13 protein-coding genes and 2 pseudogenes are annotated in these 16,725 nt (G+C 60.5%); 14 read left to right on the plus strand and 1 reads right to left on the minus strand.

Annotated elements, in window-relative coordinates; translation table 11 throughout:
- Window positions 1-18 precede the first annotated feature (18 nt).
- Window positions 19-1,245, plus strand: a complete 1,227-nt coding sequence (locus tag OZ411_RS02810) for an ABC transporter substrate-binding protein (RefSeq protein WP_282526699.1) — start codon at window positions 19-21, stop codon at window positions 1,243-1,245.
- Between the two features lie 60 nt (window positions 1,246-1,305).
- Here OZ411_RS02810 and OZ411_RS02815 read toward each other — a convergent pair.
- Window positions 1,306-1,470 (minus strand): annotated as a pseudogene (locus tag OZ411_RS02815) (DUF1330 domain-containing protein); the annotation flags it as partial.
- A 234-nt stretch (window positions 1,471-1,704) separates the two neighbouring features.
- On the opposite strand from OZ411_RS02815, the gene OZ411_RS02820 reads away from it, so the two are divergent.
- From OZ411_RS02820 to OZ411_RS02880, 13 genes and pseudogenes are all read left to right on the plus strand, one after another.
- Window positions 1,705-3,423: an ABC transporter ATP-binding protein gene (locus OZ411_RS02820; protein WP_282526700.1), complete on the plus strand. Its 1,719-nt coding sequence runs from the start codon at window positions 1,705-1,707 to the stop codon at window positions 3,421-3,423.
- Complete coding sequence (locus tag OZ411_RS02825; protein ID WP_282526701.1) at window positions 3,420-3,689, plus strand: hypothetical protein; 270 nt, start codon at window positions 3,420-3,422, stop codon at window positions 3,687-3,689. The genes OZ411_RS02820 and OZ411_RS02825 overlap by 4 nt, the downstream gene beginning before the upstream one ends.
- A 111-nt stretch (window positions 3,690-3,800) precedes the next feature.
- On the plus strand, window positions 3,801-4,487 hold the full coding sequence (locus OZ411_RS02830) for an ABC transporter ATP-binding protein (RefSeq protein ID WP_282526702.1): 687 nt from the start codon (window positions 3,801-3,803) through the stop codon (window positions 4,485-4,487).
- Between the two features lie 21 nt (window positions 4,488-4,508).
- On the plus strand, window positions 4,509-5,906 hold the full coding sequence (locus OZ411_RS02835; protein ID WP_282526703.1) for an ABC transporter permease subunit: 1,398 nt from the start codon (window positions 4,509-4,511) through the stop codon (window positions 5,904-5,906).
- Window positions 5,907-5,914: 8 nt separating this feature from the next.
- Window positions 5,915-7,330, plus strand: a complete 1,416-nt coding sequence (locus tag OZ411_RS02840) for a DUF3526 domain-containing protein (RefSeq protein ID WP_282526704.1) — start codon at window positions 5,915-5,917, stop codon at window positions 7,328-7,330.
- A gap of 108 nt (window positions 7,331-7,438) precedes the next feature.
- Window positions 7,439-9,211: an ABC transporter ATP-binding protein gene (locus OZ411_RS02845; protein WP_282526705.1), complete on the plus strand. Its 1,773-nt coding sequence runs from the start codon at window positions 7,439-7,441 to the stop codon at window positions 9,209-9,211.
- 106 nt (window positions 9,212-9,317) lie between these two features.
- Window positions 9,318-9,629, plus strand: coding sequence for a hypothetical protein (locus OZ411_RS02850; protein WP_282526706.1), 312 nt, complete (start codon window positions 9,318-9,320; stop codon window positions 9,627-9,629).
- Window positions 9,630-10,319: 690 nt separating this feature from the next.
- The gene (locus OZ411_RS02855) at window positions 10,320-10,865 is read left to right on the plus strand and encodes a TetR/AcrR family transcriptional regulator (RefSeq protein ID WP_282526707.1); all 546 of its coding nucleotides are present in this window, start codon (window positions 10,320-10,322) and stop codon (window positions 10,863-10,865) included.
- Window positions 10,866-10,922: 57 nt separating this feature from the next.
- A pseudogene (locus tag OZ411_RS43335) lies at window positions 10,923-11,568 on the plus strand (ATP-binding protein).
- Between the two features lie 84 nt (window positions 11,569-11,652).
- Complete coding sequence (locus OZ411_RS02865) at window positions 11,653-13,320, plus strand: transposase family protein (protein WP_282526708.1); 1,668 nt, start codon at window positions 11,653-11,655, stop codon at window positions 13,318-13,320.
- A 274-nt stretch (window positions 13,321-13,594) separates the two neighbouring features.
- Entirely contained in the window at window positions 13,595-14,752 is a 1,158-nt protein-coding gene (locus OZ411_RS02870; protein ID WP_282526709.1) for a thiolase family protein, read from the plus strand.
- Window positions 14,753-14,754: 2 nt separating this feature from the next.
- Window positions 14,755-15,180, plus strand: coding sequence for an OB-fold domain-containing protein (locus tag OZ411_RS02875; protein WP_282526710.1), 426 nt, complete (start codon window positions 14,755-14,757; stop codon window positions 15,178-15,180).
- Window positions 15,181-15,182: 2 nt separating this feature from the next.
- Complete coding sequence (locus OZ411_RS02880) at window positions 15,183-16,712, plus strand: class I adenylate-forming enzyme family protein (protein ID WP_282526711.1); 1,530 nt, start codon at window positions 15,183-15,185, stop codon at window positions 16,710-16,712.
- The last annotated feature ends 13 nt before the right edge of the window (window positions 16,713-16,725 follow it).

A 16,725-nucleotide genomic window follows, 5' to 3' on the forward strand; every position in this document is an offset into this window, starting at 1 on the left:
GTCGGGAGAGAAATGGGAATGAGGAACGGGCTTTTGCGCCTGGCCATCGCAACGGTGCTGACGATTGCGCTGTCGGTTTCAGCGGCGAAAGCCCAGAAGAAATACGACCCCGGCGCCAGCGATACGGAAATCAAGGTCGGTCAGACTATGCCATTCTCGGGACCGGCATCGGCCTATGCCTCGATCGGCAAGACAGAGGCCGCCTATTTCAGGATGATCAACGACCAAGGCGGCATCAAGGGCCGTAAGATCAACCTGATCCAGTATGACGACGCCTATTCGCCACCGAAAGCGGTGGAGCAGGTGCGCAAGCTCGTCGAGAGCGACGAGGTGCTCCTGACCTTTCAGCTGGTCGGTACGCCTTCAAACGCCGCCGTGCAGAAATATCTCAATGCCAAGAAGGTGCCGCAGCTGTTCGCGGCCGCCAGCGCCTTAAGGTTCACCGATCCAAAGAACTTTCCATGGACCTTGGGCTATGATCCAAACAACTTCGTTGAAGGGCGCATCTACGGTCAATACATCCTGAAGGAGCATCAGGACGCCAAGATTGGAGTGCTCTATCAGAATGACGATTTCGGCAAGGACTATCTGAACGGCATCAAGGCGGGGCTTGGAGATAAGGCCACCAAGATGATAGTCGCAGAAACTGCTTACGAAGTGACCGATCCGACGGTCGATTCGCAAGTGCTCAGGATCAAGGATGCTGGGGCCGACCTGTTCTTCATCGCCGCCACGCCGAAGCAGGCGGCGCAGGCGATCAAGAGGACCGCCGAGATCGGCTGGCATCCAGTGCAGATCGTCAGTTTGAAGGCTACCTCGGTTGGCAGCGTCCTGAAACCGGCCGGGCTTGAAAACGCCAAGGGTCTTATCAGCACTAATTATGGCAAGGAGGCGCTCGATCCGCAATGGAAGGACGATCCAGGCGTAAAACGCTATCTTGCCTTCATGGAGAAGTATTATCCGGACGGAGACAAGGGCTCGAATTTCAACGCCTATGCCTACGGCGTCGCGCAGCTTCTGACCCACGTACTGCAGCAGTGCGGCGACGACCTTACTCGCGAAAACGTTATGAAGCAGGCGGCCTCGCTCAAGGATTTCATAGGCGACCTCGCGCTGCCTGGGATCACGATCAACACCTCGCCGACCGACTACCGCCTGTTCAAACGGTTGCAGATGATGCGGTTCAACGGCGAACACTGGGAACTGTTCGGCCCAATCCTGGAGGTTGCGGGGCCTGCGGGTTAGTTGCTGAGTTCTGAGATCCAATCGGCGGCCTGTGGGCCGCCGATTTGTTTCCGGAATCGTCTACGTTGGGATCTTCCCAAAAGTCTTGCCGACCGACAGCACCGCGTGTCGGATCAGGCGCGAATCCTTGACCGCGGTTTGACGATGCTTCGCCGCCTCGCGATAGACGGGATCGCGGATCACCTCGACGAAGACGGAGACGCTTGGATATTGGGCGATGAAGCAGGGCCGAGAGCTCCGAAGTGATCGGGCTCGCGTTCCGCCGCTGGCGGCGGCACGCCCCGCAGCAGCTTATCTAATCGGCGCCGACGCCCCAAGGTCTTGACTGTCCCATATGCCATTGACTTGCCCCAAGCGGGCGGACTTTTCGAGCTCCTCTAAATACGTGATTCAATGCGAATATTTACTAATGACTGATAGTCAGTCAGAAGTGCGACGAATGTTGAGGGAAGAAATCGCGTGAACGCGCAGATGCTGCAATTGGTCGGCCCCGTGCGCTGGCGGATCGCCTCGAGCGTCGGCATCGGTCTCTTGGTGACGATCTGTTACGTGTTGCAAGGAATCTTTCTCGCGTTCGCGCTTGCAGCCTTGTTCGTGGGTTCACCCGTAAGCGACGTCATCTGGTGGATCGTCGGCTTCGCCATTGTTGTTGTCGTGCGGGGCGCTCTGGTCTGGTCCGCGGAGATGGCAGCGCAAGCCACTGCGCAGAGCACGAAGGAATATCTGCGCGCGCGTCTGCTGTCGCGTCTGATCGATCTTGGCCCTGGAATGGTATTGCGCCGGCAAACGGGCGACCTGCAGACGACGATCGTCGCTGGCGTCGAGGCGCTCGAAACCTATTACAGTCGTTATTTGCCGTCGATCTTCGTCGCGATCGTCGGATGCATCGGGGTCGTGCTCTATCTCGCCTGGGTCGACTTTAAATCGGCGGTGCTGCTGGGCGCTTTCGTCATTGCGTCTCCGCTTATTGACCGGCTCTGGCTGCGCTGGCACATGCCAAAGTCATACGGCCTCTTCGCCGCCATGGGCGCCTTCGGTGCCTATCTGCTCGACAGTTTGCAGGGTGCCGTGACGCTGAAAGCGTTTAACGCCGCCGCCGCACGCAGGACAAACCTCGCGCAACGTGCTGCAGACCTTCGTCGGGAGGCGATGACCACGCTGTCTGTGTCGCTGATGCGCGCGGGAGTCACCGGCTTCATCACGCTCAGTGGCGTCGCCTTGATGCTCTGCTTCAACGCGTGGCGCGTCGCCATCGGCGATCTCGCACCGGTCGCCCTGTTCATGACGCTCTTTCTCGCACGCGAGGCCTTCCGTCCGCTCGACCGACTCGAAAGGGAATTCCATACCGCGTGGTCGGCCAGCGCCGCGGCTGCACCGATTGCAACGCTACTCGCCACCGAGCCGGAGGTGCGCGAGCCGCCAAAACCCGCTGCGCAGCCAGCGGCAGGCGACACCGTGTTCGACGATGTGAGCTTCGCTTACGGTGAAGCCGACGCACCGGCGCTCTCGTCCGTCTCCTTTGCCGTAAGGGAGAGGGAGTTCGTCGCCCTGGTCGGCCCGTCAGGTGCGGGCAAGTCCACCGTCGTCTCGCTCCTGCTGCGATTCTTCGATCCGACGTCCGGCCATATCAGGATTGGCGGAACCGATATCCGCGAACTTTCTCTCGACACGCTGCGCTCGCTCATCAGCGTCGTATCGCAAGATACCTACCTGTTCCACGGCACAATCGAGGACAACCTCAAGATCGCCAAACCGGATGCGACGCGCGATGAAATCCGAACCGCGGCGAAGGCCGCGCATATCGACGACTTCATCGACAGCCTGCCGCACGGTTACGCCACCGAAGTCGGCGAGCGCGGCGCGCACTTGTCGGGCGGCCAACGCCAGCGCCTGGCGATCGCACGGGCGCTGCTCAAGGATGCGCCGATCCTTCTGCTCGATGAGGCGACCTCAAGCGTCGACCCGGCGAGCGAGCGTGCCATCCAGAATGCCCTCGATGCGCTCGTCGGTCGGCGTACCACACTCGTGATCGCGCATCGCCTGTCCACCATCCGCAAAGCCGATCGCATTCTCGTGCTCGACCGCGGCCAGGTTGTCGAGGAGGGCGATCATCGGAGCCTTGAGGCTAACGGCCGGCTCTATTCTCGTTTGATGCAGGCGCAAGGAGAAGCCGCATGACCGATATGGCCATCACGGACGCGTCACAGACGCGCGAGCACTCGACCGGGATTCTCGGCCTCATTCCACCGGTCCGCAGCCGTCGCCTTGTGGCGCTGACGCTCCTCTCCGGGATCCTTGCACAGGCCGGCGCGCTGGCGAGCCTCGGCGTCGGCGCCTGGCTCGCCACCTACTCGGCCAAAATCCAAGCGGCCGTCGACAGAAGACCCAGCACAGATTGGTCGGGCAGGTTGCGGGCGTGGGTTCGCGCTGCCGTAGACGGTTAGTTCGAGACCGTGAAGATCCGCGACCTCGTATTCCACTAACCGATATCCGTCTCAAAACTCGTGCGGGGAATTTGGAATGATCCTGAAGGTGCGCGCTGTTAGGAGCTTCACATGCTGACAACCGAACATCTTACCAAGCGCTTCAACGGTTTTACCGCGGTCGACGATCTCTCACTGAGCGTCGCGGCCGGCGAAATCTTTGCGCTGCTCGGCCCGAACGGCGCCGGCAAGACCACAACGATCAATTGCTTCCTCGGCTTCCTCTCGCCTGATGAGGGCCGCGTGGTGGTCGATGGCCTCGATGTTGGAACGCATGCGCTCGAAGCCAAGCGGCGCCTTGCCTATATCCCCGAGCAGGTCAACCTTTACGGTCATTTCTCCGGCGTCGAGAACCTGGCCTATTTCGACGAACTCGCCGGCGCGCGCCATGACGATACGGCGCTACGGCAATTTCTGTCCGAAGCTGGCCTGCAAGCTGACGCCCACGATCGCCGCGTGAGTGGCTATTCAAAGGGCATGCGACAGAAGGTCGGCATCGCCATGGCGCTCGCCAAGAGTGCGAAAGCACTTATCCTCGATGAACCGACGAGCGGCCTCGACCCGAGCGCGTCGCATGAGTTCACCGTTTTGCTGCGGCGGTTCGCCGAGAGCGGTGCCGCCGTGCTGATGGCGACCCACGATCTCTTTCGCGCCAAGGAAGTCGCAAGTCGGGTCGGCATCGTCCGTCATGGCAAGCTCGTGCACGTCGCTCACCGCAGCCGAACTCAGTCACACCGATCTCGAAAGACTCTATCTTGAAGTCATGGAGTCGTGACAGCCATGATAGCGACCATCGCCCGTAAGGAGTTCAACGAACTCATTCGTGACGGCAGGTTTCGTTGGGCCGCCTCTATTGTCTTAGCGCTGTTGGTCACAGCCCTTGTAGCTGGCGGTCACTATCAGCGCGATCTGGTCAAACAGCAGCGCGCCGCGCAGGCCGCTGAGCAGGCGCGGTGGTATGCGCAAGACCCGAAGAACCCGCATTCTGCCGCTCACTATGGACTTTATGCCTTTAAGCCGCGTGTTGCTCCAGCGTTTCTCGACCCAGGCGTCGAGCCCTATACGGGCATCGCGGTCTGGCTTGAAGCCCACAAGCAGAACGAGATGATATTTCGGCCGAGTGAGGACGCGACAGTCGCACAACGCTTCGGTGAGATGACAGTCGCCCTCGTGTTGCAAATCGTGCTGCCGCTCGTCATCATCATGCTCGGATTCAATGCGTTTGCCGGCGAGCGGGAGCGTGGCACGCTGCGCCAGCTTCTCAGCGTCGGACTGAGGCCACGGGACCTTGTCGCCGGCAAAATGTTGGGCTCCGCCGCTGCCTTGGCATTGATCGTAGGGCCGGCAGCGCTGCTAGGTGCAACAACTCTCGCGTTGATCGGGCCGGCTGGCGGCGAATTGCGATTCATCCTGCTGGCAGTCGCCTATCTGCTTTATCTTGGCATCTTTCTGTTCCTCACTCTCGCCGTATCCGCACGCGCATCTTCGTCACGCTTTGCATTGGTGGTCCTGCTGGCTTTTTGGGCAGTGAATTGTCTGCTCGCGCCCCGCGTAGTGTCGGATTTGGCGGCGGAGCGCCATCCACTCCCGGAGGGGGTCGCGTTTAAGGCCCGGCTGCAGGCAGCGCTACACGATCCGGCAGGTCCGTCGAGAATGATGAAGGAACGAACAGCCGAATTGCTTCAGAAGTACGGCGAGACGCGAGAGGAAGATCTCCCCGTCAATCTCGCGGGCTTGAGCCTTCAGGTCGGCGAGGAGCACGGTTACGAGGTCTTTGGCAAGTTCTACAATGAACTCTACGCGCCGATGAAAGCGCAAAACCGCCTGCTGTCGCGCGCCGCTGCATTCTTTCCGCAACTCGGTATCCAGGCGATCTCGATGGGGCTTGCGGGCACGGATCTCGCCCAGCATCTCGATTTCATACGCGCGGCGGAAGAGCACCGGCGTGCCGAACTCAAGATCATCAACGACGACATTCTTGAGCATCCTGTGAAGGCCGGAGACGTGCATCTCGGCGATCGCGAACTATGGGCGAGAGTACCCGCATTCCACTATCAGGCGCCCTCCATCGGCTGGGTGCTGTCGAACCACGCACTCACATTTATCCTCCTCCTCCTCTGGTTCGGACTCGCTGCCTGCTTCGCCTGGACCGGTGCAGCGCGGCTCCGCCCGCTATAGGTGATTCCATGTTCAAGACCGTCTTTCGGTGGGAGCTTCGGGCACTGCTGCGGGATCCTGCATTTTGGGCAGTGCTGATTTTCGGCATCGTTGCACTTGGCTTCGCGCTCATTAACGGGGAGCGCTGGCGCGCGCATTTGGACGAAGTGCGCGTAGTGGCTGCACAACAGGACGCTTCGGCGCGCGCGGCGGCTCGGGCGACAGCGGCTCGTATCGACAGTGGACAGCAACCTCCGTCCTTGTTCGATCCACGGAGCGCTTTCGTTTACGCGGATTATCTCATGTCGCATTTCGCCGTTCTGCCGGCGACGCCTCTCGCGGCCCTGACCGTCGGCCAGAGCGACCTCCTGCCGTCGGCGCTGCCGCTTGCGCCCGGTCGCCTTCCTTCGCTCGCAGACGGTTCCGAGCCCGAGAATCCACATCGTCTTCTGATCGGCCGTTTCGACCCCGCGTTTGCCGTCATCTTTTTGCTCCCGCTCCTGATCATAGGACTGAGCTACGCGTTGCTCGCGGGCGAGCGGGAGCGGGGTACTCTGGCGCTCCTGCTCGCGCAACCTTTGACACTGCGAGCGCTGTTCGTCGGCAAGATCGCGCCTCGAATCCTCCTGGTGGTCGGATTGCTGCTGGCGTTCGCCGCGATCTCAGCAGCCATCGTTCCGGTTTCGGCCTGGCCGCGTCTGGCTATTTGGTTCGCCATCGCCATCGCCTACGCGGCTTTCTGGTTTGCCTTCACCGCAGCAGTGGTAACTCGCCGCGGCAACACAGCTACGCACGCAGTGACGTTGGCGGCCGCGTGGCTTGCCCTGACGCTGTTGGTGCCCACGCTTGTCAATCTTGCCGTCAAGACAATAGTGCCCGTGCCCTCGCGGGTCGAATTGATTCTTGCTTCGCGTACCGCGACCGACCAGGCGACCGCCGAGCGCAGCAATCTTCTCGGCGCGTTTTATGAGGATCACCCGGACCTTGCTCCTGCTGGCAGTGATGCCACACATGGCGCAGACTTCATCACGCTGCAGTTGGCCACCAGCCAGAGAGTCGAGCGTGATCTTGCCCCTGTCCTTGCTCGTTTCTCGGATCAACTTGCCCGCCAGCGGCGGCTGGTGGAGAAGCTGAAATACCTTTCCCCGGCACTGCTCGCGCAATCGGCGTTCGCCGACGCAGCCGGAACGGGCTCGGCTCGCTATGATCGATTTTTCGAGCAAGCACGCACGCATCATGCGGAATTGCGAGCGTTCTTCGAGCCGCGCGAGCTGAACAAAGACAAGTTTGTCGCCTGGGATGACGTGCCGGGGTTCGATTACGTGGAGGAACCGATTATCTCAGTTGTCATGCGCCTTGCGCCTGCTTTCGGCGCGCTTCTCTTTGCGGCACTCGCCTTCGGTCTCCTCAGCTGGTTGGCGCTGCGCCGCCAGATCCTCGCGTAATGATGCGCGCAGTGAGGATCGATCCCGTGCTCGATGGAGCAATCATCGGAGCCTTGAAGCCAACGGCCGGCTCTATTCTCTTTTGATGCAGGCGCAAGGAGAAGCCGCATGACCGCTATGGCCATCACTGGCGCATCACGGGAGACGCGCGAGCGCTCGACCGGGATTCTCGGCCTCATTCCACTGATCCGCAGCCGGCGCCTTCTCCTGGCGCTGACGATCCTCTCCGGAATCCTTGCACAGGCCGGCACGCTGGCGAGCCTCGGCGTCGGCGCCTGGCTCGTCGGTCACGCCGTTACAGGAGCCGCGGCGGAAAGCCTCGTCCCGCGGTTCTGGCTGCTCGGCATCGTTGTCGTCATTGCCGCCAGTTCCCGCTGGTGGCAGGCCTATATCTCGCACGATCTTGCCTTCGCGTTGATCGAGACGTTGCAGGTCGGCATCTACGATGGGCTGGAGCGCGCCGCGCCCGGCTACGTGCTCGGCCGGCGGACTGGAGAACTCGCATCCGTAGCAACCACGGACGCTGAACTGATGCAATTCTTCTATGCCCACACGCTAGCGGATTATGTCGGCGCCGCTCTCGTCCCACTTGCAGCGCTCGTGGCGCTCTTCCTCGTTCACCCGCTGGCTGCACTGACGTTGTTGCCGTTCTTACCGCTGGTTGCCTCCGTGCCGTTCTGGCTGGCGCGGCGCGCAGCCGCGCAGGGCGAAGTTGTGGTCCAGAAGCTCGGTCTCCTCAATGCCGAGACCGTGGAAATGGTCCAGGGGCTGCGTGAATTGACCATCTTTGGTCGCGCGCGCGAGTTCCTGACCCGGCTGATGGCACGGACCCAGGCGTTCGCCGTGGCGCAACGGCGCTACGGCTCGCGCGCCGGACTGGAATTTGCTGCCATCGACATCCTGACTGCGCTCGCAGTGCTGACTGTCGCCCTGGTTGGAATTGCGCTGGTATCCCGCGGCAACCTCGACAGGGCGCTGTTCCCGCTCGTCATCGTGCTTGCGGGCGGCGCGCTCGCCCCGATCGTCGAGGTGACGCAGACCGCGCGCAAGCTCGGCGAGCTGCACGCCGGTGCGGCCCGTGTGCTTGGCATTTTTCATCAGCGCGCCGCGATCACCGATAGCGGGCGCAGCGAAAGGCCATCCGACGCGATCGTTCGCTTCGCGGGTGTCGGGTTCGCTTATGCCGAGGGCGGCCGCGACGCTGTCCTCGACGGGGTGGATTTCACGATTCACCCCGGCGAGACCGTAGCGTTGGTCGGCCGGTCAGGCGCGGGCAAGACGACCTGTGCAAATCTCCTGCTGCGATTTTGGGATGTGCGCGAGGGCCGCATCAGCATCGGTGGGCGCGATATTCGCGAGTTACCGGTCAGTACACTCCGGAAACTAGTCGCCTACGTGCCGCATGACGTCCATCTTTTCAACGAAACGATTGCGGACAACATCCGGCTCGGCGCACCCGATGCATCGTTCGCGTCCGTCCAAGCCGCAGCGCAACTTGCGCAGGCGCATGAGTTCATCGAGGCGTTGCCAAGCGGTTACGACACCGTTTGCGGCGAGCGCGGAGCGCGCCTTTCGGGCGGGCAGCGCCAGCGCATTGCCATCGCCCGGGCTCTGCTTGTCGAAGCGCCAATCCTGGCGATGGATGAAGCATCCTCGAGCCTCGATACCGAGAACGAGCGAGCCTTGCAGACCGCCCTGAACGCGATCCGGCGCGACCGTGCTGTGCTTATCATCGCGCATCGACTTTCGACCATCCGTAGCGCGGACCGCATCGTCGTGCTCGGCGGCGGCCGCGTGGTCGAGGAGGGGCGCCACGACGATCTCGTGGCCCGCGGCGGTGCCTATGCCGGCCTTGTGTCCTCGCCGGGAGCCTTGGAATGATGCGCCACGATCTCGCGCAATGGCCGCTGGTCGTCAACGTCGCAGAAGGTGCTCTTACGCTTGAGGATTATGCCGCGGACGCGCCGGCTCGATCGGGCGAGCGGTGATGTTGCATGGAAATGATATTGCGCTGATTGCCGTTAGCGGTTCCAGCGCCGCTTCCGGTACAGACCTGGCCGTGATGAGCGCGAACGACAAGACTGAGACCGAGGCGATGTCTGCACAGGATGAGCGACGAGAATTAGTGTCCATGATCATCTCTGGCATTGTTGCCGTGGTTGGCCTGCTTTGCCTCGGGTACGATCTTTCCGATGACTCACTCGGCCACGGCGATGGGACGGTCACATCGGCGGTCATTTCTCGGGCAGGCGTGATCGTTACGCCGTCCGAACGATCGGGCTATCTCTCGGCGCCGTAGACGGCACCCGCCTCCAAACAAGCGACGGTTGGACGAGCCATGCGCTGAACCCAACTCATCGTGTGGACTTGGCAGAGACAGATTTTCCGCGAGGCTTCCCATGTTCGCCGACAAGGATGCGTTAGCGCATCCGTCCCGCGAGGCCAGGCTCTCGTTGTAGTCTATTGCCGAGCGGCTGGCGCGCTTGAGGAACTCGGACGGCACGATGGTCGCCATGACGCCAGCGGACCATCACGATCTGCTCAAGCGTCCTAATTCCTGGCCTTGATCGCACCTAATCCTTTGCCTTATTGTGGATCGCGATGTCAGCCAATGGCACTAGTCAGCCCGAAGCCGCTCCGCGAAGCCCTAGTATTCGGTTTGAGGCCAACGCCGATCGGGTCCCCACCCAGCTTCTAGGTGTCGCCACTACGGTTGCAGACGCAAGTTGGGTGGCCAACGACATTCTCTGGCCGAGTTGCGTGCCTACGCGTATGTTCACGAAAGCAGATTCGCGCTCGCGCGGTTCGTGCACTAAATTCTCGCGCCCGCCGGTTTGACCACCGACCTTTATCACGTGACGAAGACGATCCGAGATGTCTCGTCATTCTCTCCGACGCACCTCGAATGAGCCAACGCACCATGGCTACTGCCGCGATACTTAGACGACGTCCCCGCACCAAGCCCGCTGAAGTCAGGCGTGAGGAACTCATGGACGCGGCGCAAGCATTGTTTCTTGCGAAGGGATTCGATGCCGCAAGCGTGGACGAAATCGTCAAAGCGGCTGACGTCGCCAAAGGTACCTTCTATTTCTACTTCAAAACAAAGGAAGACGTGCTGCAGGCGCTTCGTGCGCGCTTCGTCGAGGACTTCCATACCCGGCTAATGGATGCGGTCGATTCCAAGGCGCCCGACGATTGGGTGGGGCGGCTGGACGCATGGGTCGGCGCTGGCGTGAACGGTTATCTCGACGAGTTTGAGTTACACGATCTTGTTTTTCACGAATTCCGCCCATCAAATCGACAGAGGAAGCACGACAATCCCATCATCGCACATCTGACAACGTTGATCGCAAGCGGCGAAAAAGCAGGTGCCTGGAAAGTTCGCGATGCGCGTTTGACCGCCGTGATGCTCTCCAACGCTCTTCACGGCGCGGTCGATGATGAAATCGTCGCGTCTGTTAAGTCGAGCCGCACGCGCTTGGTTGCCGAAGTCCGTGCGTTCTGCCGCTTGGCGTTACGGCTCCCAGCCAAATAACAAAAGCGTGGTACCCGCCAAATCCAAATATTCGATGTTGTGGGTGAGTACTATGCTATGAAGGTCGCTTTCGACGAGATCGTGGCGACCGCCGTGAAGCACCAGGGACCGGCTCAACGCCGAGATCAACGAGAAGCAGGTCCGGTCGATCAAGTACCAATTCCCTATCGCCAAGTTACCGCTTGCCAATGATCTCGCCGGTGCCGGCTTCATCGCTCAGCCGAAGCTGCATTCGATCTGTGCCGTGGCCGCTTCTTCAATGTGGCGACCTCGTCAACCGCCTCGAGACCGAGACCCGCAACGGATGCAAGGATGGCTCGCCGAGCATCTGACCCGCACGGGCTTTATTGTCCTGGACGAACTCGAGTAATTACCCTTTGCTCCGTCCCGCGGCCTGCTTCTCTTCCATCTCGTCAGCCGGCTCTGCGAGCGTGCCTCCGTTATCCTCACCACCAATCTCTCGGCGAATGGCCGAGCGTGTTTGGCAATGCCAAAATGACCACGGCGCAGCTCGACCGGCTAATCCATCACTGCGACATCGTCGAGACCGGCGACGACAGCTGGCGGTTCAAAAGCCGCAATGACGTCCAAGCAACTCGCTCGTCTCGCCTCCGCAACCCCGGCCAGTTCCGAACCGAGCGCTGCCGTCAAACCCCGCCGCGAAGTCAAAATTGGGCGCCATGAGGGCGCATTGCCTCACTAAAAATGTTACCGGACAACTTCCCTGTCGAGTCTGGGGCGGAGCTGCCGAATCAGTTCGGTGGCGACTATGGCAGGGAAGATCAGCATGCGCGCAAAGCGCGAGATCACATCAGCGCTGGCCGAGCGTTATCGGTCGAGCGGGCGGCTCGAGAAGGGACGGATCCTAGACGAGTTGTGCGCCGTTACGGGCTGGCATCGCAAGCATGCGGTACGTGCACTTCGGCCACGCGAGACAGTTGGGCCGGGCAAGGTCGAGGCACCGCAAGAGCGCAAGCGTAGATATGGCGCGACGGTCAAGGATGCGATGAAGGCGCTGTGGGAGGCGTCGGATCGGGTGTGCGGCAAGCGGCTCAAGGTGATGATCCCGACCTTGCTGCCTGCTCTCGAGCAACATGGCCGATTGCAGCTTGGCCAGTCGGACCGTGATCGTGTTCTGGCCATCAGCGCCGCCACCATCGATCGCCTGCTCGTCGATGTGAAGATCGCAGCGAGCGGCGGCAGGCGGCGCCGTGCCGGATTCTATTCGGCAATCCGGCGCGAGGTCCCGATCCGCACGTTCAATGACTGGAACAGCCCGGTGCCCGGCTTCTGCGAGGTCGATATGGTCGCCCATGGCGGCACGTCGGTGGCTGGCTCGTTCATCCAAACCCTGACGATGGTCGATGTCGCCACCGGCTGGACGGAGTGTCTGCCGCTGCTGACGCGGGAAGGTTCGCTGGTCGTCGAGGCGATCAACCGCGCACAGAGCCTGTTCCCGTGGCTGTTGCGCGGCGTGGACTTCGACAACGACAGCGCCTTCATGAACGATGTCGTCGTGCCATGGTGTCGCGAACAGAAGCTCGAAGTCACACGCTCGCGCGCCTATAAGAAGAACGATCAGGCGTTCGTCGAGCAGAAGAATGGTGCCGTCGTCCGCCGCCTCATGGGCTATGGCCGCTTCGATGGCGTCGAGACGGCGCGTATGATGGGCCGCCTCTATGCGGCGGCACGGCTCTACGTCAACTTCTTCCAGCCGTCGTTCAAGCTGAAGGAGAAGCGTCGCGAAGGGGCTAAAGTGATCAAGCGCTATCATCTCCCATCGACGCCCTACGAGCGTGCATTGGCACATCCCAAGGTGACCGCGGCCGCGAAGAAACGGCTCCGCGATCAGTATCGCTCGCTCGATCCGGTCGCACTGTTGGCGGAGATTCGCGCAACCCAAGAGGAACTAGGCAATCGCGTCGATCGTCGTGCCGGACAGGCGCGCGGCCTGCAACCCGCTCACACTAGCGCTCTGCCAGCGACCGCGGCGACGTTCGCGAAGACGCTCGGCAAGATGGTGACGGTCGGCGAGCCGCGTGCCACGCACCGGCGAACTCGTCGGCCCTATAAGACCAGAGTTCGCATGCCGTCCAAGCTCGACCCGCATCTTGCTGCGATCGAAGCCTGGCTCGCAGAGGAGCCGCAGCTGACGGCGCTCGCAATTGTCGGCCGGCTGAGCGAGAAATACCCTGAGGAGTTCGGGAAGAGACAGCATTCGATTGTGCAACGTCTGTTGAGGGTGCTCAGACGGAGGGCTGCCGAAGAGTTGGTCGCCCAGGGCCCGCTCGGCGACGCCACGACCGCTGCTCCATTGCCCGGGGTTGTGGACGGCTCGGGCTATGTAGGGCCCGACCCGCCCACAGCCCCTCTCGTCGAGCAAGCCGGGAAAGCCATCTGGCGCGGCCGATCAATCGACATCGGATCGTCATCGGCAATGGCGCTATCAGGGTAACATTCGCAGATGCGGCAATACGGAGGGGCAAATTTGAACGCCGATTAACAGATTGGGCGTCGCGAGGGACTGAAAGTATCGCATAACAGGAATGGCTCTGTGGGAACAACAGGACCGGAAGCTCCCAATTAAATCGACCCAAATTTCCAAAGCGGACCACAGCCATCGCCGAACCTGCTAACTCGAAATCGGAGAAAGAAAAAACTGTACAACCGTACGAATCGTCGTACATTTGTACGGTACGGCAATCAAGCGAAGCCGGATGGGGCTCTCAATGAAAGATGTCGCAATTGCGGGTTATGCGGAGACGAAGATCGACGTGCGGGGAGGCCGAACATCGTATGAGTTGGCAGGAGACGCACTCGACCAGACTTTGCGTCAGACCAATGTAGACAAGTCTGAAATAGATGGCCTGCTGGTGTCCGAAACTATGAGCGAGAGCGCCAACCCGTTCTGGGCGCAGTATATGGCCGACGTTCTGGGCATAACCCCGACTTGGCTTGAACTGCTAGGGCTCGGAGGCGTCTCCAGCATTGGCGGCGTCGCGCGTGCGGCCATGGCAATTCGAAATAAAGCCTGCTCCATCGCCCTTGTGCTCGCTGCAGACGCGCAGTCCAGCAGCCAAACGCCCGAGCAGGGTGCGCAACGGTTCGAGTTTCAGTATCCCACGGGATTACGCGGTCCTGTCGGTGCGTTCGGGATGATCATGCGGCGGTATGACCATCTTTACGGCTTAAACAGGCAAGCCCTCGCTCGGCTCGCCGTGACCCAGCGCAGCCATGCTCTCCTGAATGACAATGCATGCCCGCGCCTGCGAAAGGCGATGACAGAGGAAGATTATCTAAACTCAAAGCTGGTTTCAGACCCGCTGCGCGTCCTCGATAGCGTCATGGTCTGCGATGGCGCGAATGCTGTTCTGATGATGTCCAGCGATGAGGCGAAGCGACGGGGTCTGAAGGCGGTCTATCCGACCGGTTACGCAGAGTTGACGCACTACAAGGTCACTGAATCGCTCACGGAGATCACCGAATCGGGATTTCTTGAGGCGGGTCCGCGTGCGCTGAAGCAGGCCGGATTGCGAGCGAGGGACGTGCAATCTTTCCATCCGTATGATGACTTCATCATCGCGATCATGTTGCAGCTCGAGCAGATTGGCTTCTGCGACGTTGGGAAAAGCGCTGATTTCATCCTCAGCAAGGATATGACGTTCAAGGGGGACCTCCCGCTTAACACTGGTGGCGGACAGATTTCCGCCGGACAGCCGGGGCTTGCCGGGGGAGGGCTTAACCTGGTCGAAGCCGTTCGGCAGATGTTCGGCGATGCCGGACCGCGGCAAATCAAGAGAACTCAGAATGCAATGGTCACCGGCATCGGTGGCATCCCCTATGCTCGCAACTGGTGCACTTCAGCAGTCATGATCCTGGAGCAATAGAAATGAACGAGAACGTGAAAGCACTCCGGCCTCTTCCCAAAACTGGATCATACATCGACACGAAGGAGTTTTGGGACGGAGCAAAGCGCGGCAAGTTGATGTTGCAGTTCTGCACCGAGGCCAAACGTTTTCAGCATTTCCCAAGGCCGGTAAGCCTGTTCACCGGGCGAAAGACCGTCGAGTGGCGGGAAGCGTCGGGCTACGGAACTGTGTATTCGTGGACTGTCACTCGTTCGCCGTGGCCAGGTCACGAACAGCGGGTCCCGTACATCTGCGCCTATGTCGAGCTCGACGAGGGCGTTCGCTTCTTGTGTAATCTGGTCGATTGCGATGAGAATGAAGTCGAGATTGGCATGCCGGTCGAGGTGCGATGGGACCGGCTTACTGAAGAGATCGCATTCCCCGACTTTGCGCCAAGACGGAGATAGCTGTGAAGCTGCCCGCCTACCTTGCTGCTCAAGCACAGCTTCTGCCGAATAAGGCAGCTCTCGTCTGTGGCGAAAACCGCGTCACATTTCGGCAGCTTCACGAGGACAGCAGCCGTATTGCGACCTATTTGCGCAATTCCGGCATCAATGTTGGGGATCGCATCGCGATCTGCCTACCAAATTGCTGCGAGTTCGTGACGATCTTCTTTGCAATCGTGCAGTGTGGCGCGATAGCGATGCCGATCAATATGCGCCTCTCGTCAAGCGAGATCTCGGCGATCATAAAGGATGCTCAGCCGGCTGCTCTATTCTTCAGCGATTCCGAGCGTGAAGCCGTCGCCAAGCTCGACCCTGCAGGCTTTCAGCGTTTCTTTGTCGGAGAGACCTCAATCCCCGGCGAAACCTCGCTTGCAACTCTCCTTGGGACTCAGATCGAGCAGATAGATGTCCCACCAGAGTGCGACGATTGCATGATCTCATACACCTCCGGAACGACCGGGCGACCGAAGGGTGTGATCACCACGCAAGCGAATTATATCGTTGCGAACGGATTCTTGAACGCGACGTATTGGCGAGTATCCGCCGACGATCGTATCTTGGTCACGACCCCGTTGGCGCATCGAACTGCCTTTGCGCGGGTTGGCAATATGGCCGTCCTGGGCGCGACCCTCTACATCATGCCCCGTTTCGATGCGGAGGAGGCGACCAGGATCATTGAGGCTGAGCAGATCACGCTCATCTCCATCGTTCCGACCGTCGGCCGAATGATGCTGCCGTCCATTGAAGCCAGTTCGGACCGGTATCGCTCCCTCCGCGTCCTTGTGGCGACGGGGGAGGCGTTTCCTGTCGAGGCCAAGCGACGATTGATGGCGGCGCTTCCGCACCTTCAAATCTTTTCTTTCTTTGCGATGACGGAGGCGGGCGCGCTGGCAATGCTCCAGCCGCACGATCAACTCAAGTACAGCAGCTCTGTCGGGCGCGTCACACCAGGGGTGGAGCTTCGGCTAGTCAACGAAGCGGGCGAGCCGGTGCGAACGGGTGAGGCTGGAGAAATATGGGTGCGGTCGGGACTCCCGGGCCAGTATCTTCTATTCAGGACATACTTCAGACAGCCGGACGCGATACGCGACGCGTTTCAAAATGGCTGGTTCAAGACAGGAGATATCGGCCGTTTTGATGAGGAGGGGTATCTCTACATCGTCGATCGAAAGAAGGACATGGTCCTTTCCGGCGGATATAACGTGTATTCCAAAGAGGTCGAGCTGGTCCTTCTGCGTCATCCGGGAGTGGCGGACGCCGCAGTGATCGGTGTGCCCGACGAAATCTATGGGGAATCCGTCGCGGCGTTTGTTGAGCTCGATCCCGGAGCCGCCGTATCGGCCGATGCGCTGATTCAGCGTTGCGCGGAGGAACTCGCGAGCTATAAGAAGCCGAAGCACGTCGTGTTCGTGCGTGAACTACCCAAAAACAGCACGGGTAAGGTCTTGAAGACTGAACTACGCAGCGCTTTCAAAAAACCTCAGATCGTTTAGACAATCCACATCG

It is taken from the genome of Bradyrhizobium sp. Arg237L, from assembly GCF_029990105.1.
In the GTDB taxonomy this organism is placed as follows: domain Bacteria; phylum Pseudomonadota; class Alphaproteobacteria; order Rhizobiales; family Xanthobacteraceae; genus Bradyrhizobium.